This window comes from Enterobacter cloacae complex sp. P6RS (assembly GCF_014982245.1).
GTDB classification, from domain to species: Bacteria; Pseudomonadota; Gammaproteobacteria; order Enterobacterales; family Enterobacteriaceae; genus Enterobacter; species Enterobacter bugandensis.
Map to the genome: position 1 here is coordinate 44,841 of NZ_JADCLB010000015.1, position 16,684 is coordinate 61,524.

General features: G+C 55.4%; 18 protein-coding genes. 12 read left to right on the top strand and 6 right to left on the bottom strand.

Annotation, left to right across the window (positions count from 1 at the left end; genetic code table 11):
• Position 1 precedes the first annotated feature (1 nt).
• A complete protein-coding gene (locus INF73_RS08805) occupies positions 2-649 on the bottom strand; it encodes a YceH family protein (protein ID WP_088204995.1) in 648 nt (215 codons plus the stop codon).
• Positions 650-658: 9 nt separating this feature from the next.
• Positions 659-1,243, bottom strand: coding sequence for a ribosomal protein S5-alanine N-acetyltransferase (gene rimJ / locus INF73_RS08810; RefSeq protein ID WP_193540636.1), 585 nt, complete (start codon positions 1,241-1,243; stop codon positions 659-661).
• A gap of 236 nt (positions 1,244-1,479) precedes the next feature.
• On the opposite strand from rimJ, the gene mdtH reads away from it, so the two are divergent.
• From mdtH to INF73_RS08855, 9 genes are all read left to right on the top strand, one after another.
• The gene (gene mdtH / locus INF73_RS08815; RefSeq protein WP_061098586.1) at positions 1,480-2,688 is read left to right on the top strand and encodes a multidrug efflux MFS transporter MdtH; all 1,209 of its coding nucleotides are present in this window, start codon (positions 1,480-1,482) and stop codon (positions 2,686-2,688) included.
• A 124-nt stretch (positions 2,689-2,812) separates the two neighbouring features.
• Positions 2,813-3,373 carry a lipoprotein gene (locus INF73_RS08820; protein ID WP_193540634.1) on the top strand — a complete coding sequence of 187 codons (561 nt, stop codon included), beginning with the start codon at positions 2,813-2,815 and terminating at the stop codon, positions 3,371-3,373.
• A 126-nt stretch (positions 3,374-3,499) separates the two neighbouring features.
• Positions 3,500-4,546 (top strand): dihydroorotase, encoded by a 1,047-nt coding sequence (gene pyrC, locus INF73_RS08825; RefSeq protein WP_028012695.1) that lies wholly within the window; start codon positions 3,500-3,502, stop codon positions 4,544-4,546.
• A gap of 74 nt (positions 4,547-4,620) precedes the next feature.
• Positions 4,621-4,866, top strand: a complete 246-nt coding sequence (dinI, locus tag INF73_RS08830; protein WP_028012694.1) for a DNA damage-inducible protein I — start codon at positions 4,621-4,623, stop codon at positions 4,864-4,866.
• Between the two features lie 272 nt (positions 4,867-5,138).
• On the top strand, positions 5,139-5,393 hold the full coding sequence (gene bssS / locus INF73_RS08835) for a biofilm formation regulator BssS (protein ID WP_003858012.1): 255 nt from the start codon (positions 5,139-5,141) through the stop codon (positions 5,391-5,393).
• Positions 5,394-5,509: 116 nt separating this feature from the next.
• Positions 5,510-6,628 (top strand): N-methyl-L-tryptophan oxidase, encoded by a 1,119-nt coding sequence (gene solA, locus INF73_RS08840; RefSeq protein ID WP_193540632.1) that lies wholly within the window; start codon positions 5,510-5,512, stop codon positions 6,626-6,628.
• A gap of 60 nt (positions 6,629-6,688) precedes the next feature.
• Positions 6,689-6,802, top strand: a complete 114-nt coding sequence (locus tag INF73_RS08845; protein ID WP_032644857.1) for a YceO family protein — start codon at positions 6,689-6,691, stop codon at positions 6,800-6,802.
• Positions 6,803-7,019: 217 nt separating this feature from the next.
• Complete coding sequence (locus INF73_RS08850; RefSeq protein ID WP_028012692.1) at positions 7,020-7,586, top strand: cytochrome b; 567 nt, start codon at positions 7,020-7,022, stop codon at positions 7,584-7,586.
• A 1-nt stretch (position 7,587) separates the two neighbouring features.
• Entirely contained in the window at positions 7,588-8,166 is a 579-nt protein-coding gene (locus tag INF73_RS08855; protein WP_061098591.1) for a YceI family protein, read from the top strand.
• Between the two features lie 41 nt (positions 8,167-8,207).
• On the opposite strand, the gene INF73_RS08860 is transcribed toward INF73_RS08855, so the two are convergent.
• Positions 8,208-9,257, bottom strand: a complete 1,050-nt coding sequence (locus INF73_RS08860) for a rhodanese-related sulfurtransferase (RefSeq protein WP_028012690.1) — start codon at positions 9,255-9,257, stop codon at positions 8,208-8,210.
• 221 nt (positions 9,258-9,478) lie between these two features.
• On the opposite strand from INF73_RS08860, the gene INF73_RS08865 reads away from it, so the two are divergent.
• The 3 genes from INF73_RS08865 (at position 9,479) to INF73_RS08875 (ending at position 12,235) form a co-directional block, all read left to right on the top strand.
• Positions 9,479-10,405 carry a Kdo(2)-lipid IV(A) acyltransferase gene (locus INF73_RS08865; protein WP_163333841.1) on the top strand — a complete coding sequence of 309 codons (927 nt, stop codon included), beginning with the start codon at positions 9,479-9,481 and terminating at the stop codon, positions 10,403-10,405.
• A gap of 140 nt (positions 10,406-10,545) precedes the next feature.
• Positions 10,546-11,763 carry a multidrug efflux MFS transporter MdtG gene (gene mdtG, locus INF73_RS08870; protein WP_047368276.1) on the top strand — a complete coding sequence of 406 codons (1,218 nt, stop codon included), beginning with the start codon at positions 10,546-10,548 and terminating at the stop codon, positions 11,761-11,763.
• A 97-nt stretch (positions 11,764-11,860) separates the two neighbouring features.
• Positions 11,861-12,235, top strand: coding sequence for a MysB family protein (locus INF73_RS08875; protein WP_028012687.1), 375 nt, complete (start codon positions 11,861-11,863; stop codon positions 12,233-12,235).
• Between the two features lie 6 nt (positions 12,236-12,241).
• Here the strand turns inward: INF73_RS08875 and INF73_RS08880 are convergent, their stop codons facing one another.
• The 3 genes from INF73_RS08880 to mdoG form a co-directional block, all read right to left on the bottom strand.
• Positions 12,242-12,469 (bottom strand): YceK/YidQ family lipoprotein, encoded by a 228-nt coding sequence (locus INF73_RS08880; RefSeq protein WP_013097162.1) that lies wholly within the window; start codon positions 12,467-12,469, stop codon positions 12,242-12,244.
• Between the two features lie 97 nt (positions 12,470-12,566).
• Complete coding sequence (mdoH, locus tag INF73_RS08885) at positions 12,567-15,095, bottom strand: glucans biosynthesis glucosyltransferase MdoH (RefSeq protein WP_041910533.1); 2,529 nt, start codon at positions 15,093-15,095, stop codon at positions 12,567-12,569.
• The gene (gene mdoG, locus INF73_RS08890; RefSeq protein ID WP_193540630.1) at positions 15,088-16,641 is read right to left on the bottom strand and encodes a glucans biosynthesis protein MdoG; all 1,554 of its coding nucleotides are present in this window, start codon (positions 16,639-16,641) and stop codon (positions 15,088-15,090) included. The genes mdoH and mdoG overlap by 8 nt, the downstream gene beginning before the upstream one ends.
• Between the last annotated feature and the right edge of the window lie 43 nt (positions 16,642-16,684).

The following is a 16,684-nucleotide window of genomic DNA, read 5'->3' on the forward strand; positions in this document are numbered from 1 at the left end:
GTTAGTCTCCCAAATGTGCCAGCAGTGCATCCAGACGCTGTTTCAGCCCGGCCACCTCGTCTTCCAGCGCCTCTACGCGCGCGGCAAGGTCGTCACGGGTTGCAGGGCTCGATTCCGTCGCCACGCTTGCGGCGTCAACGTCGCCGCTGAAGAGATGCATGTAGCGGCTCTCACGTTTACCCGGCTCGCGCGCCAGGCGCACCACGTAAGGGCCATCCTCACGCGCGGCCAGCCCTTCCAGGGTCTGTTCGACTTCCTGCATGTCGCTGAACTCATGCATTCGGGAAGCGCGCGTTCGCAGTTCCCCCGGCGTTTGCGCCCCGCGCAGCAGCAGCGTGGTAATAACCGCCACTTCCGCGCTGTTCAGCTTCAGATCGCCAAATTCGGAGTTACAGAAGCGCTGCTCGTATTTGGTCACGCGGTTGCCGAAGCCGCTGACGGTGCGCAGATAGTGGCGCTTCACCAGCGCATCCAGCACGTCCTGAACCTCATGCTCGCTGAGATTCATCACCGGCTCGCGGTTGGTCTTCTGGTTGCAGGCCATGGTCACGGCGTTAACAGAGAGCGGATACTGCTCCGGCGTGGTGACCTGTTTTTCGAGTAAGCACCCAATCACGCGCGCTTCCGTACCGTTTAGCTGATACTTCATCTTTTCTCCTTAACGACCTGCGGTCCAGTCACGGGTGGTTAATGCCGTCAGAACGTGGTCGCGCCACTCTCCGTCTATCAGCAGATAGTCTTTGGCATAACCCTCTTTCTCAAACCCTAAACGCGCCAGCAAATTCCCGCTGCGCTGATTATGCGGCATGTAGTTCGCCATAATGCGATGGATATGCTGCGTGCGTTGCATATAGCGGATGGCTATCGTTAACGCCTCGTACATCAACCCCTGCCCCTGCCATTTCTGGCCGATGGAATAGCCAAGGTAGCAGGCGTGAAACGATCCCCGCACCACGTTTGAAAAATTGGCGATCCCGATAATCTCTTTCTCATCTGGATCCAGCAGCGCGAAATAAAAGGCGCTGCCCTGCTTATGAAATTCAGCGATCATGCTGAGGCGTGCCTGCCAGCCGGAGGGGTAACAATGGCTTTCATCCCGAACGGGTTCCCAGGGTTTTAAAAACTGGCGATTCTCGGCGTAATAATCCGCCAGACGCCAGGCATCACGCTCATGCACAAGACGAACGACCAGCCTGTCCGTTGTCAGACGCACTTTTGGCACATTACTGCGATAGCCAAACATCAATACCACTCCTTCCCGTCACTTCAGCTTACCCATTAGCTTTACTATACCTGCGCCCGTGCCGTCTGTGAAAACAGTGACATACCATTTTGACCTCTTTTCACATTTTTCGATGAGAACTCTCTATCAAAGCACCGTTTTGATAAAAAAATATTGTCGCGCCCGGGGGTGGGAAAAAACGCGGCGACACCGCAGAATGTTAGCGTGCTCACCTTCTTATTTTCCCTGGAGGGAAAATGTCCCGCGTATCACAGGCCAGGAGCCTGGGTAAATATTTCCTGCTCGTCGATAACATGCTGGTCGTGCTCGGCTTTTTTGTTGTGTTCCCCCTCATCTCGATCCGCTTTGTCGATCAAATGGGCTGGGCGGCATTGATGGTCGGGATTGCCCTGGGGTTACGCCAGTTTGTCCAGCAGGGGCTGGGCGTCTTTGGCGGGGCTATTGCCGACCGCTTTGGCGCTAAACCGATGATCGTTACCGGGATGCTGCTCCGCGCGGCAGGCTTTGCCACGATGGCGGTTGCCCACGAGCCGTGGCTGCTGTGGTTCTCCTGCTTTCTCTCCGGTATCGGTGGCACCCTGTTTGACCCGCCGCGCACCGCGCTGGTGGTAAAGCTGATTCGTCCTCAGCACCGCGGCCGCTTCTTCTCCATTCTGATGATGCAGGACAGCGCCGGGGCGGTTGTTGGCGCCCTGCTGGGCAGTTGGCTGCTGCAGTACGATTTCCGTCTGGTTTGCGCGGCCGGGGCGGTGCTGTTTATTCTGTGCGCGCTGTTTAACGGCCTCTACCTTCCGGCCTGGAAGCTGTCGACGGTAAAAGCCCCGGTGCGCGAGGGGCTAGGACGCGTCCTGCGCGACAGGCGTTTTGTCACCTACGTGTTGACCCTGACCGGCTATTACATGCTCGCCGTACAGGTGATGCTGATGCTGCCAATCATGGTGAACGATATTGCGGGCACGCCTGCTGCCGTGAAATGGATGTACGCCATCGAAGCCTGCCTGTCATTAACGCTGCTCTACCCCATTGCCCGCTGGAGTGAACGGCGTTTTCGCCTGGAGCATCGTCTGATGGCAGGGCTGTTTCTGATGACGCTGAGCATGATGCCGATCGGTCTGGTAAACACGCTTCAGCAGCTTTTTACGCTGATCTGCACCTTCTATATCGGCTCCATCATCGCCGAGCCCGCCCGCGAAACGCTGAGCGCCTCGCTTGCGGATGCGCGTGCGCGCGGCAGCTATATGGGCTTCAGCCGCCTGGGTCTGGCCTTTGGCGGGGCGCTGGGTTACGCCGGCGGCGGCTGGCTGTTCGATGCCGGCAAAGCGCTGAACCAGCCGGAGCTCCCCTGGATGATGCTCGGCGTGGTGGGCGTCATGACGCTTCTCGCCCTGTGGTGGCAGTTCAGCCAGAAGCGCAGCGCGAGCGGCATGCTCGAGCCTGGCGCGTAGTCCTTCCCTCCGGCGGGAGAAGACGCCCGCCGCACTTCTCAGTATTTTCTGCTGGTTTCTGCCATTTCACACTGACATACTTGCGTAACAGGACAGAAGCGCCGATTTTTCGTTGAGGAACACTATGAAGAAAATTGTCTTAGCCGCGGCATTCGTTGTCAGCGGTCTGCTGGTGGGCTGTAACCAGCTTACGCAATATACCGTCAGTGAGCAGGAAATTAATCAGGCGCTGGAAAAACATAACAATTTCTCTAAAGACATTGGCGTGCCGGGGCTGGCCGATGCCCACATCGTGCTCACTAATCTCACCAGCCAGATTGGTCGTGAAGAGCCGAATAGAGTCACTCTGGCAGGCGATGCCGCGCTTGATATGACGTCCCTTTTTGGCAATCAGAAAGCCAACATCAAGCTTAAGCTGAAGGCGCTCCCCGTTTTCAACAAAGAGAAAGGGGCGATTTTCCTGCAGGAGATGGAAGTGGTCGATGCGCAGGTTTCGCCGGACAAAATGGCGCCGGTACTGCAAACCCTGATGCCCTATCTGAACCAGTCGCTGCGAAACTACTTTAACCAGCAGCCGGCGTACGTTTTAAGCGAAGACAACAGCAAGGGCGAAGCCCTCGCGAAGAAATACGCAAAAGGGATAGAGGTGAAACCGGGAGAGATCGTCATTCCTTTCACTGATTAACGTGAAGGGCGCTGCGGCGCCCTTTTTTTTACGGAAAAGTGTGCAAACGAAAACGTTTCCGCTTATGATTTGTGTCCGGCAAAAACAGCCATCCTTATGACTGATTCCTGACAAGCCGGAGCTTCCATGACTGCACAACCCCAGGTTCTTAAAATCCGCCGCCCAGACGACTGGCATATCCATCTGCGCGATGGCGATATGCTGAAAACCGTCGTGCCCTATACCAGTGAAATTTATGGCCGCGCGATTGTCATGCCAAACCTGGTTCCGCCAGTCACCACCGTCGATGCCGCCATTGCCTACCGTCAGCGCATTCTGGATGCCGTTCCGGCGGGACATGATTTCACCCCGTTGATGACCTGCTACCTGACCGATTCACTGGATCCGAACGAAGTGGAACGCGGGTTTAACGAAGGCGTATTTACGGCGGCGAAACTCTACCCGGCGAACGCCACCACCAACTCCAGCCACGGCGTCACCAGTATTGATGCCATCATGCCGGTGCTGGAGCGCATGCAGAAACTGGGCATGCCGCTGCTGGTACACGGTGAAGTAACGCATGCGGAGATTGACATCTTCGACCGTGAAGCCCGTTTTATCGAAACCGTGATGGAGCCCCTGCGCCAGCGCCTGCCGGCGCTTAAGGTGGTCTTTGAGCATATCACCACCAAAGACGCGGCAGAGTATGTTCGCGACGGTAACGAGCTGATCGCTGCGACCATCACCCCACAGCATCTGATGTTTAACCGTAACCATATGCTGGTGGGCGGAGTGCGCCCTCACCTTTACTGCCTGCCGATCCTCAAGCGCAACGTTCACCAGCAGGCGCTGCGCGAGCTGGTCGCCAGCGGATTCACGCGTGCGTTCCTGGGCACGGACTCCGCGCCTCACGCCCGCCATCGCAAAGAGGCAAGCTGCGGCTGCGCGGGCTGTTTCAACGCCCCAACGGCGCTTGCCAGCTACGCAACCGTATTTGAAGAGATGAACGCGCTGGAACATTTCGAAGCGTTCTGCTCCCTCAACGGCCCGCGCTTCTACGGCCTGCCGGTCAATGACACCTTCATTGAGCTGGAGCGCAAAGCGAGCCAGGTTGAGGAGTCTATCGCGCTGACGGATGACACGCTGATCCCCTTCCTGGCAGGTGAAACCGTAAGCTGGACGGTAAAACGCTAAAAAATCAACGCCCCTTGTTGTCAAACCGATAATATGCCTGTATAAATAAACAGTATATTACACAGGGGGCATTTATGCGTATTGAAGTCACCATAGCCAAAACTACCGTTCTGCCTGCCGGCGCGCTTGACGCTCTGGCAGGCGAATTATCCCGTCGTATTAACAACACCTTTCCCGACAACGCGGGCGCCGTAACGGTGCGTTACGCCGCAGCGAACAACCTCTCCGTCATGGGTGCCGCAAAAGAAGATAAAGATCGCATCAGCGAAATCCTGCAGGAAACGTGGGAAAGCGCAGACGACTGGTTCATTACCGATTAACACTGCTCCCTCATTGTGTTTTTTGCCGGGTCGCCCCGGCTTTTTTTTGCCTAAAATCCCGTAAGTTCAAATTAATTCGGAATCTTCTTTAAAAATCGTGAACGAAATGGTGTTTTATTGTTCGAACAATCCTAAAAAGCAGAAAAATGTGTTGCCACCTGTTTATTTTTCCCTTCGGAACCCTTATTACTTGGTATACTGAAGAAGCTTTCAGAAAAACATGCATTGAACCTCAAAGCCGTTGTCTTCTAACACGCATTAAGGGGGTTATAATGGAAAAGAATAGTGAAGTCATCCAGACCCACCCACTTGTTGGCTGGGATATCAGTACCGTAGATAGCTACGATGCGCTGATGCTGCGTTTGCACTACCAAACCCCAAATCAACTCAACCGTGACGAAGCGGAAGTTGGACAGACGCTGTGGCTAACAACAGACGTCGCCCGTCAGTTTATTTCTATTTTAGAGGCAGGTATTGCAAAAATAGAATCTGGCGACTATCAGGAAAATGAGTATAAACGGCACTAACCTTATGCCCACTTTTCACTCAACAGGCACCCTCGCGGTGCCTTATTTATTTCCCGCTTGTTTGCGCCCGCGTTGTTAATTACTCTGCTAATAAACCGTAAGTTTACGAGATGCATATGAGATACGACTTAATCATTATTGGTAGCGGCTCCGTTGGATCGGCCGCCGGTTATTACGCAACGCAGGCAGGGCTAAACGTCCTGATGATTGACGCCCACCTGCCGCCGCATAGCGAAGGTAGCCATCATGGCGACACCCGTCTCATTCGCCATGCCTATGGCGAGGGGGAGCGCTACGTTCCGCTGGTGCTTCGCGCCCAGACGCTGTGGGACGAGCTGGCGAAACAGACTGAAGAGCGCATTTTCGAACGCACGGGGATCATCAACCTCGGTCCGGGCCGTTCAGAATTTCTCGCCAACGTCGAACGCAGCGCGAAAGCCTTTAATCTTGACGTTGAGAAGCTGGACGCGGCGGCCATTACCTCGCGCTGGCCTGAAATTACCGTCCCGGAGGATTATATCGGCCTCTTTGAAGCCAACTCCGGTGTGCTGCACTGTGAAACGGCGATCAAAACCTGGGTCGATCTTGCCGCCAAAGCGGGCTGCGCGCAGCTGTTCAATTGCCCCGTAGAGGCCATCACGCATGATGCAAACGGCGTTACGGTGAAAACCGTAGACGGGGAATATTCGGCTTCCCGCCTGCTTATTAGCGCAGGAACCTGGGTTACCCGCCTGCTCCCGGACCTGCCGATCCAGCCGGTACGCAAGGTCTTCTCCTGGTTCCAGTCGGACGGGCGTTACAGCGCGCAAAATAAATTCCCGGCGTTTACCGGCGAGTTACCCAACGGCGATCAGTTCTACGGTTTCCCTTCCGAGAAGGACGCTCTCAAGATTGGAAAACACAACGGCGGGCAGGTCATCTCCTCACCTGAGGAGCGCAAGCCGTTTGGCGCCTGCCCGCAGGACGGCTCAGAAGCCTTCTCGTTCCTGCGCAATATTCTCCCGGGCGTCGGTGGCCTGCTTTATGGCGCGGCCTGCACCTATGACAACACGCCGGATGAAGACTTTATCATTGATACGCTGCCGGGACATGACAACACCCTGCTGATTACCGGGCTGAGCGGCCACGGCTTTAAGTTCGCTTCGGTGTTGGGTGAAATCGCCGCGCAGTTTGCCCAGGGTATCACGCCGCAGTTTGATCTGACGCCGTTCTCACTCTCGCGTTTTAACGGATAATCGGCCACGGGCTCCGGCGGTATCGGGGCCCGTTTTCTTCGGACTCAAATGTGGGGCGTTATGCGCAGGATAGTGGATTTCCTCATCAATAACATTCGCGAACACTTTATGCTCTATATCTTATTGTGGGCGCTGCTCGCTATCGTTGATGTTATTTACATTGTGTTTTATTGAAAGTGATAATTGACGTTAACTGACGTTACTTTATGTTTATTTAAGGTTTTTTCTCCTGCTAATACGTCTTGCACGAAGCCATTGAATTAATCTTGCCGTTTCTTTTCAAAATCGCTGAAATAAATAAAATAAAAATCAATAGTCAATTATTTCAGTTGCAATATCGCGTCTTCCCGTTCATTTTTACCTTTCGGTTAATTTGAAAATGGACATTCTGATGCAATTGCGTAACTCCTCCCGGCGCTACGGAATAATATCCATAAGCTTGCACTGGATATTTGCCATTGCCGTCTACGGTATGTTCGGACTTGGACTCTGGATGGTCACGCTCAGCTATTACGATGGCTGGTATCATCAGGCACCCGAGCTGCATAAAAGCATCGGGGTTCTGCTGATGCTGGGGCTGGTATTTCGCGCCATCTGGCGACATATTTCCCCACCGCCCGCGCCACTAAAGACATATGGAAAAATAACCCGCGTCAGCGCCGTTGCCGCGCATATTGCGCTCTACGCGCTGCTCTTCGCCATTCTGATCAGCGGCTATCTCATTTCAACGGCAGACGGCAAACCGATTAGCGTTTTTGGCCTGTTCGAGGTTCCGGCAACGCTCAGCGATGCCGGGGCTCAGGCCGATACGGCAGGCGTCGTTCACCTCTGGCTTGCCTGGAGCGTGGTGATCCTGTCCGTACTGCACGGGCTCGCCGCCCTTAAACACCATTTTATTGATAAAGACGATACGCTTAAGCGCATGCTTGGCCGCTCGTCAGTTGACTCTGGAGCATAAAATGAAAAAACACCTGCTGGGTATTGCCCTCGGTTCTCTGTTATTCACCGCCGGTTCTGCCGTAGCGGCTGACTATAAAATTGATAAAGAGGGCCAGCACGCTTTCGTCAATTTCCGCATTCAGCACCTGGGATACAGCTGGCTGTACGGCACCTTTAAAGATTTCGACGGCACATTTACTTTTGACGAGAAAAATCCTGCGGCAGATAAAGTCAATGTGACCATTAATACGAACAGCGTCGACACGAACCATGCTGAGCGCGATAAACACCTGCGCAGCGCAGAGTTCCTCAACGTCACAAAATTCCCGCAGGCCACCTTCACCTCCACGGAAGTGAAGAAAGACGGTGATAAATTGGCTATTACCGGGAATCTGACGCTGAATGGCGTAACCAAACCCGTTACTCTGGATGCGAAATTGATCGGTCAGGGCGACGATCCGTGGGGCGGAAAACGCGCAGGTTTTGAAGCGGCGGGTAAAATTCACCTGAAAGATTTTAATATCACAACGGATTTAGGCCCGGCGTCGCAGGACGTTGAGCTGGTTATTTCCGTTGAAGGTGTGCAGCAGAAGTCGTAATAGATTCGCCCGGCAGGCTTTCGCCGTTCCGGGCGTTATTATCATTCCGGGTCAGGAATACCCAGTTTGGTATTCAGACGGCCGCGTGATTTATTAAAAATCTTATTACCGTTTTCACGCCCCGCACGACGACGACGCTGCTCTTCTTCCGGCAGGACGCTCTCTTCGCTGCACAGCTCGCTACAGCAGCCGTTAAACTTCTCGGCACAGGCCGGGCACTGAATAAACAGCAGGTGGCAACCGTCGTTTTTGCAGTTGGTGTGGGTATCGCACGGCGCGCCGCACTGGTGGCACTGGGCAATCACATCTTCTGAAATGCGCTCGCCCATGCGCTCGTCAAAGACGAAGTTTTTACCGATAAAGCGTACCGGTAAGCCCTGCTCACGGGCGCGGCGTGCGTACTCGATAATACCGCCTTCAATGTGCCAGACCTTGTTGAACCCATTGTGCTTCATCCACGCGCTGGCCTTCTCGCAGCGGATACCGCCGGTGCAGTACATAACGATTTTTTTATCCTTATGCTCCTGCATCATCTCCACCGCTTTAGGCAGCTGCTCGCGGAAGGTATCGGCCGGAATCTCCATCGCGTTTTCGAAATGCCCCACTTCGTACTCGTAGTGGTTACGCATATCAATGAACACGGCATCCGGATCGTCCAGCATCGCATTCACTTCCGCGGCCTTCAGATATTCGCCGACGTCCGCCGGGTTAAACTCAGGATCGTCAATACCGTCCGCCACGATGCGTTCACGCACCTTCATGCGCAGCACCCAGAACGATTTTCCATCGTCATCCAGGGCAATGTTCAGGCGTAAGCCGTTGAGGGCCGGGTCGAAGCTATAAAGCGCGTCGCGGAACGCATTCACTTTGCTTTCCGGCACGCTAATCTGCGCGTTAATGCCTTCGCGGGCAAGGTAGACGCGCCCGAAAACGTTCAGCGCCGTGAAGGCCTGATAAAGCGCATCGCGGGTCGCCTGCGGATCGTCGATGGTGAAGTATTTGTAGAAGGAGATGGTCGTGCGCGGTTCGGTTTCAGCCAACATGCGCGCCTTTAACATCTCATTCGAAACGCGGTTGTGTAACACTGGCATGGTGTACAAGTCCTGCAATCGTCAGAGAGAATCAAAATCGGTCGGCATCATATAGCAAACAAAACCAATTTACATCCACACAATTTACGCTACATTTCACACACCCTGATGAATCAGGCTTAACAATTGCCGTCGTCGTGCAGGTTTCGACGGCAGATATTTTGGCTACGTCTCAAAAAATGCGACAATAGCGAAACAGGACGTTTGAACACAGGAAAGACATGACCCAGTTACCAAAATTTACCGTCGCCCTTTTGCACCCCCGCTATTGGATGACCTGGCTTGGCATTGGCTTTTTATGGCTACTGGTACAGCTTCCCTACCCTGTTATCTTCCGGTTAGGTAAATCATTAGGCCGACTCGCGCAAACGCTTATGAAGCGCCGCGCCCGCATCGCGTATCGTAACCTTGAGCTGTGCTTTCCGCAGATGAGCGAGGCGGAGCGCCATGATATGGTCTCGAAGAATTTCGAATCCGTCGGCATGGGTCTCATGGAGACCGGCATGGCGTGGTTCTGGTCGGACAAACGTATGGCCCGCTGGAGCAAGGTTACAGGCACCGGCATGGAGCCGGTGCATACGCTTCAGGCCAATCAGACCGGCGTGCTGCTGATCGGCGTCCATTTCCTGACGCTCGAAATCGGGGCGCGTATGTTTGGCATGCAGGCGCCCGGCATCGGGGTTTACCGTCCTAACGACAACCCGGTTATCGATCTCATCCAGACCAACGGCCGCATGCGCTCCAACAAAAGCATGATCGATCGTAAGGATCTGAAGGGCATGATCCGCGCGCTGAAATCCGGTGAAGTGGTCTGGTATGCCCCCGATCACGACTATGGCCCCCAGGCCAGCGTCTTTGTCCCCTTCTTCGCCGTTGATGAGGCCGCCACAACCACCGGCACCTGGATGCTGGCGCGGATGTCCAAAGCCGCCATCGTTCCCTTTGTTCCCCGCCGTATGCCGGATGGCTCAGGCTACGAGCTGATGATGCTTGAGCCGGAACTCGCGCCGCCGCTGGAAGATGCGGAAACTACCGCGCGCTGGATGAACGGCGTTGTGGAGAAGTGCATCATGCTGGCACCCGAGCAGTACATGTGGCTGCATCGACGCTTCAAAACGCGGCCAGAAGGCACGCCTTCCCGCTATTGATCCTCATGCGGCCCTCAGGGCCGCATGCTATTTTAGCTTTAAAAGCTCCCCCTCATTGCGGCAATCATAACCCAGGCGCATAATTAGCAGGCTTATTACTTCATGCCTCAGGTGCTCTGCACCTCACTATGCGGATTGTTATGACACCCTCAGATGCCCCCATAAACTGGAAGCGTAACCTCACGGTTGCGTGGCTTGGCTGTTTTCTTACCGGCGCGGCGTTTAGCCTGGTCATGCCTTTCCTGCCGCTCTACGTCGAACAGCTGGGCGTGACGGGCCATAGCGCGCTCAACATGTGGTCTGGCCTGGTATTCAGCATCACGTTTCTCTTTTCCGCCATTGCCTCCCCCTTCTGGGGCGGCCTTGCCGACCGCAAGGGACGTAAAATTATGCTGCTGCGTTCAGCGCTGGGGATGGCGATTATCATGGCGCTGATGGGCGTGGCGCAGAACGTCTGGCAGTTCCTGATTTTGCGCGCATTGCTGGGCTTATTGGGCGGATTTATTCCCAACGCGAACGCCCTGATCGCCACGCAAATTCCTCGCCATAAGAGCGGCTGGGCGCTTGGCACGCTCTCAACCGGTGGCGTGAGCGGCGCCCTGCTTGGGCCGCTGGCGGGGGGATTACTGGCGGATAACTACGGCCTGCGCCCGGTCTTTTTCATCACCGCCAGCGTGCTGTTCCTGTGCTTTATCGTCACCCTGGTCTGCATCCGTGAAAAATTTACGCCCGTCGCCAAAAAAGAGATGCTTCACGCCAGAGACGTGCTGACCTCGCTTAAAAATCCCAGACTGGTGCTGAGCCTGTTCGTAACGACATTGATCATTCAGGTGGCAACCGGATCGATCGCTCCTATTCTCACCCTATACGTTCGCGACTTGGCGGGTAACGTCAGCAATATTGCGTTTATCAGCGGGCTGATTGCCTCCGTGCCCGGCGTGGCGGCGCTGGTTAGCGCACCGAGGCTAGGGAAATTGGGTGACCGGGTCGGCCCGGAAAAGATCCTGATCTGCGCACTGATCGTTTCCGTCCTGCTGCTGATCCCCATGTCGATGGTGCACTCTCCGTGGCAGCTGGGCGTGCTTCGCTTTTTGCTGGGCGCCGCCGACGGGGCGTTGCTACCCGCCGTACAGACCCTGCTGGTCTACAACTCCACGAACCAGATTGCCGGGCGTATTTTCAGCTATAACCAGTCGTTTCGCGATATCGGTAACGTCACCGGGCCACTTCTCGGGGCGGGTATTTCCGCCAGCTTCGGTTTTCGCGCCGTCTTTATCGTGACGGCAGGCGTGGTGCTGTTCAACGCGATTTACTCGTGGTTCAGTTTATCCCGCGCGTTACGGCCAGTGACGGAATAAGAAGAACGCCTGACGGCTTATTTTCGCATTCATACTTGCAGAATCTGATATTCAGCTATTCTTTCCCTGAAACCTTCTGGAAAACAGGGAGACACCAATGACCATGTACGCCACGCTGGAAGAAGCTATTGACGCCGCTCGTGAAGAGTTCCTTGCCGATAATCCCGGCGTTGAGGAAGAAGATGCTGACGTGCAACAACTTAATATCCAAAAATATGTTCTGCAGGATGGGGATATTATGTGGCAGGCCGAATTCTTTGCCGACGAAGGTGAAGAAGGGGAATGTTTGCCGGTCCTGAGCGGTGCAGGGGCGCAGGCCGTGTTTGATGGCGACTATGACGAAATCGAGTTACGCCAGGAATGGCTGGAGGAGAATACGCTGCACGAGTGGGATGAGGGCGAATTTCAGCTCGAGCCACCGCTGGATACGGAAGAAGGTCAAACCGCAGCCGATGAATGGGACGAGCGTTAATTTACGCTACTCGTACGGGCCGTGGCTGGCATCGATGGGCAGCAACAGCGTGTCGAAAATCAGCGAGAACGGCAGATCGAGCACCGTCAGGTAGCGCCATGCGGAATCACGGACATCCCATTTTACGCCCGGGTAGTACTGGTTGCCATGGCCCTGACCTGGAATAGTGCGGCTGATGATGCTGCCGCAGCCACTCAGCAGGCATGCCATCATGACGACGATGATTATTTTCATCAGTAACCTCTAAAAAAATACCGGCCTCACAGCCGGTATTTTATCTGGCGGGTGGCGCTTTGCTTACCCACCTTGCTTACCCACCTTGCTTAACCGCTTACTTCGCCTTCAGCGCCAGCGGGTTCAGCTTCAGCTCTTTGTAGTAGTTCACCCACGAAGAGTACTTCTCCGGAGCGGACCATACGCGATAGTGAAGTCTTGCCATCGTGACCGGATCGCTCAGCAGCACCAGACGACGGTCGCGATTAAGTTTTTCCGGAGTCTCGTTAAGCGCCTGCTCAACGTGACGATCGCGGGCAATCTCCAGCACCTGGCTTGCGCGGTGGCGCGCGGTGGCCATTGCCGTCGCCAGAGCGTTGAATGACGGATTAAACACGGCGTGCATAAAGCCATCGTCCAGCGTACGGTTGCGGTTCTGCTCCAGATAGGTATCGGTATCCACCAGCACCTGCGGCGGGGAATACTCTTCCGGGATCAGGAACAGTTTCCAGCGTTTGGTACGCAGCCCTACCGTTGAACGGCTGGAGATCACGGACACAAACGGCGACAGGATCAGCGAGAAGACAATCGGCGCCAGCCAGAACAGGAAGCGCAGATCCAGCCAGGCCATTCCGGCCGCCCACACCAGGCCCAGCAGCAGCTGAGACCCGTGGCGCATGAAGGCTTCGCTCCACGGCGTGGAGTCGTCATCACGCTGCGGTGAGTTCCAGACCACTTCCCAGCCCAGGAACGCGCTGACCACAAACACGGTGTGGAACAGCATACGCACCGGCGCCAGCAGCACGGAGAACAGCACTTCCAGCAGCAGCGAAAGGGTGACGCGGAAGAATCCGCCGTACTCTTTCGAGCCTTTGCACCAGATCAGGATGATACTGAGCAGCTTAGGCAGGAACAGCAGCACCATGGTGGAAGCAAACAGCGCAATCGCCAGCTCCGGACGCCACTGCGGCCACACCGGGAACAGCTGGCGCGGTTGCAGGAAGTATTGCGGCTCCGTCAGGGCATGGACGACCTGCAGCGCAGTGGAGAGCGCGAGGAACATAAACCACAGCGGTGCGGAGAGATAAGACATTACGCCCGTCAGGAACACCGCACGGTGAACCGGGTGCATCCCTTTTACGAGGAACAGGCGGAAGTTCATCAGGTTACCGTGACACCAGCGGCGGTCGCGCTTGAGCTCGTCCAGCAGGTTCGGCGGCAGCTCTTCGTACGATCCCGGCAGGTCGTAGGCAATCCAGACGCCCCAGCCAGCACGACGCATCAGCGCCGCTTCCACGAAGTCATGCGACAGAATCGAACCGGCAAACGAACCCTCGCCCGGCAGCGGCGCCAGCGCACAGTGTTCGATGAACGGCTTCACGCGGATAATGGCGTTGTGGCCCCAGTAGTGCGACTCACCCAACTGCCAGAAGTGCAGACCTGCGGTAAACAGCGGGCCGTAAACACGGGTGGCGAACTGCTGGCAGCGCGCGTACAGGGTGTCCATGCCGGATGCTTTTGGCGAAGACTGAATGATCCCCGCGTTCGGGTTGGCTTCCATCAGACGTACCAGACCGCTCAGGCAGTCACCGCTCATGACGGAGTCAGCATCCAGCACGACCATGTAGCTGTACTGGTTACCCCAGCGGCGGCAGAAGTCATCGATGTTGCCGCTTTTACGCTTCACGCGACGGCGGCGGCGGCGGTAGAAGATCTGTCCTTCGCCCTGCACTTCCGCAATCAGCTCCATCCAGGCTTTTTGCTCTGCAACGCAGATGTCCGGGTTGTAACTGTCGCTCAGGATGTAAACGTCGAAATGCGCCGCATTACCGGTTGCCTTTACGGACTCCCAGGTTGCACGCAGCCCCGCAAATACGCGGTCAACGTCTTCGTTACAGATAGGCATAATCAGTGCGGTACGGTGCTCGGGATTGAGGGGTTCATCCCCGACCGTCGACGCCGAAATGCTGTACTTGTCCCGTCCCATCAGCAGCTGCAGGAAGCCCATCAGCGCGGTCCAGAACCCGGCCGAGACCCAGCAGAAGAGAACCGCGAACAGCAGAAGGATGCCGCTCTGCAGGATATACGGCAGCAGCTGCATGAAGGAGACCCAGAGATCCTGGCCCATCATGTCCGTCGGGTTGATAAACGCCCAGCCCTGGTAAGGCAGAATGGTTTTCATATACCAGGTCGCGACAACCGTCTGCGCCAGCGTCAGAAGTAGCAGGATATAACGGCGAATTGTCCCCACGGTACGCCATTTCTGTTCGGAGGCCTGCTCTTCTTTCGTCAGGCGCGACAGATAGCGCGGCGTGACGTCACGCCCGCGCAGGCGATCCCAGAAGCGGCCAACCGGGTTGGTGCGCCATGGATCGGGGAACATTGAGGAACGCGTCGCTTTCGGCATCGCCTGAAGCTGATCGCGTCCTTCGTCGTCTTTAATCAACTGCCCTTCTGCCAGCGAGTCCGGCCAGGCCTGCTCCAGACGCGCCTTGACTGACCCCAGCGGCGTATCATCATCACGGGAAAACTGACGATGTTCGCCATCCAGCGCGGTATGAACCGCGCGGATGTCGCTCTTAGGCAGCGCCGCTTTTTCGATATCCGTCAGCGGCATGGCATCAATATATTCAGATGTATTATTCATTGGCAGGTAGCTGGTAGCTCCAGGTTTCACTCAGCGGCTGATCTTCACTGACCAGCGCAGCACGCATTTCAGTGGTCTGTTTCGGATCTCTCACTTTCACACGCAGGGTCAGACGCCAGCCTTTGGTTACCGGGTTGTAACGCACGGTGTTCTCTACGATTTCACCGTTGTCACCGATGCTGGCCTGGGCCGACACCGCAGTATCAGGAGACAGTTTCTTCATATCCTGGCCGGTGAAGTCCACGACAAACGCTACCGTACCGTCAGGCTGACGGATCAGGTTAGACTGCTTCACGTCACCCGTAGAGCGGCGAGTCTGCGTCACATACGCGTTATCCGGCGCATGCAGCTTATCTTCGTCGCGGCTGAAGGTAATGGTGTACTTGAAGTTCATCTCTTTACCGGCTTCCGGCAGCTGATCCGGCGTCCAGTATGCGACGATGTTGTCGTTGGTTTCGTCGTTGGTTGGAATTTCAACCAGCTCTACCTTGCCTTTACCCCAGTCGCCTTTTGGCGTAACCCAGGCGCTTGGACGCAGGTCATAGCGGTCGTCGAGATCTTCAAAGCGAGAGAACTGACGGCCACGTTGCAGCAGGCCAAAGCCCTGCGGGTTTTCCATCGCAAAGCTGCTGACCGCCAGATGTTTCGGGTTATTCAGCGGACGCCAGATCCACTCACCGTTACCGGCATGAATAGACAGACCGTTGGAGTCATGCAGTTCCGGGCGGAAGTTGGTTGCCGGTGACGGCTGGTTCGGCCCAAACAGGAACATACTGGTCAGCGGAGCGACGCCCAGTTTGCCCACTTTGTCACGCAGGTAAACCTTAGACTGCACGTCAACGACCGTGTCACGACCTGGCATAATCACAAAGCGATAGGCACCGGTTGCGCGTGGGGAATCCAGCAGCGCATAAATAGTCAGACGTTTGTCCGTTGGTTTTGGACGCTCAATCCAGAACTCGCGGAAACGCGGGAACTCTTCACCTGATGGCAGCGCGGTATCAATAGCCAGACCGCGCGCAGAAAGCCCGTACACCTGCCCCGCGCCAATCACGCGGAAGTAGCTGGCGCCAAGCATGCTAACGATTTCGTCGTTTTTATCTTTGCTGTTGATCGGGTAAAGCACCTTAAAGCCTGCGAAGCCCAGGTCTTTCACCGTATCTTTGTCGTGCTGCACATTGCCAAAATTGAAGTAATCCGGGCTGTACTTGATCTTACGTACCGCGGTCGCCGTCACTTCATTGATGGCAACAGGCGTGTCGAAGTACATACCCTGATGATAAAATTCAAGCTTGAACGGGGTTTTAACGTTGTTCCAGTACGCTTTATCGTGGTTGAACTGGATCTGCTGATAGTCCGCATACTTCATGTCGCGGAAAACGGAGGGCAGGTTACTTTTCGGCGCTTCGTAGCTCTTGCCTGCCATCGATTTTGCCTGTTTTGCGACATCGTCGATGTTAAAGGCCAGTGCCGATGAGGTATACAGTGATAACACCACCGCAACACCCAACCAACGCATTTTCATCATCTGTGGTTTATGTTTCATAATAAGTAAGCACTTCCCCCTTTGTGTGCTTATATCGATCCGA

Bases quoted from the DNA above. Each gene is read 5' to 3' on its own strand.
- INF73_RS08805 (WP_088204995.1), bottom strand. From the start codon at position 649: ATGAAGTATCAGCTAAACGGTACGGAAGCGCGCGTGATTGGGTGCTTA.
- rimJ (WP_193540636.1), bottom strand. From the start codon at position 1,243: ATGTTTGGCTATCGCAGTAATGTGCCAAAAGTGCGTCTGACAACGGAC.
- mdtH (WP_061098586.1), top strand. From the start codon at position 1,480: ATGTCCCGCGTATCACAGGCCAGGAGCCTGGGTAAATATTTCCTGCTC.
- INF73_RS08820 (WP_193540634.1), top strand. From the start codon at position 2,813: ATGAAGAAAATTGTCTTAGCCGCGGCATTCGTTGTCAGCGGTCTGCTG.
- pyrC (WP_028012695.1), top strand. From the start codon at position 3,500: ATGACTGCACAACCCCAGGTTCTTAAAATCCGCCGCCCAGACGACTGG.
- dinI (WP_028012694.1), top strand. From the start codon at position 4,621: ATGCGTATTGAAGTCACCATAGCCAAAACTACCGTTCTGCCTGCCGGC.
- bssS (WP_003858012.1), top strand. From the start codon at position 5,139: ATGGAAAAGAATAGTGAAGTCATCCAGACCCACCCACTTGTTGGCTGG.
- solA (WP_193540632.1), top strand. From the start codon at position 5,510: ATGAGATACGACTTAATCATTATTGGTAGCGGCTCCGTTGGATCGGCC.
- INF73_RS08845 (WP_032644857.1), top strand. From the start codon at position 6,689: ATGCGCAGGATAGTGGATTTCCTCATCAATAACATTCGCGAACACTTT.
- INF73_RS08850 (WP_028012692.1), top strand. From the start codon at position 7,020: ATGCAATTGCGTAACTCCTCCCGGCGCTACGGAATAATATCCATAAGC.
- INF73_RS08855 (WP_061098591.1), top strand. From the start codon at position 7,588: ATGAAAAAACACCTGCTGGGTATTGCCCTCGGTTCTCTGTTATTCACC.
- INF73_RS08860 (WP_028012690.1), bottom strand. From the start codon at position 9,257: ATGCCAGTGTTACACAACCGCGTTTCGAATGAGATGTTAAAGGCGCGC.
- INF73_RS08865 (WP_163333841.1), top strand. From the start codon at position 9,479: ATGACCCAGTTACCAAAATTTACCGTCGCCCTTTTGCACCCCCGCTAT.
- mdtG (WP_047368276.1), top strand. From the start codon at position 10,546: ATGACACCCTCAGATGCCCCCATAAACTGGAAGCGTAACCTCACGGTT.
- INF73_RS08875 (WP_028012687.1), top strand. From the start codon at position 11,861: ATGACCATGTACGCCACGCTGGAAGAAGCTATTGACGCCGCTCGTGAA.
- INF73_RS08880 (WP_013097162.1), bottom strand. From the start codon at position 12,469: ATGAAAATAATCATCGTCGTCATGATGGCATGCCTGCTGAGTGGCTGC.
- mdoH (WP_041910533.1), bottom strand. From the start codon at position 15,095: ATGAATAATACATCTGAATATATTGATGCCATGCCGCTGACGGATATC.
- mdoG (WP_193540630.1), bottom strand. From the start codon at position 16,641: ATGAAACATAAACCACAGATGATGAAAATGCGTTGGTTGGGTGTTGCG.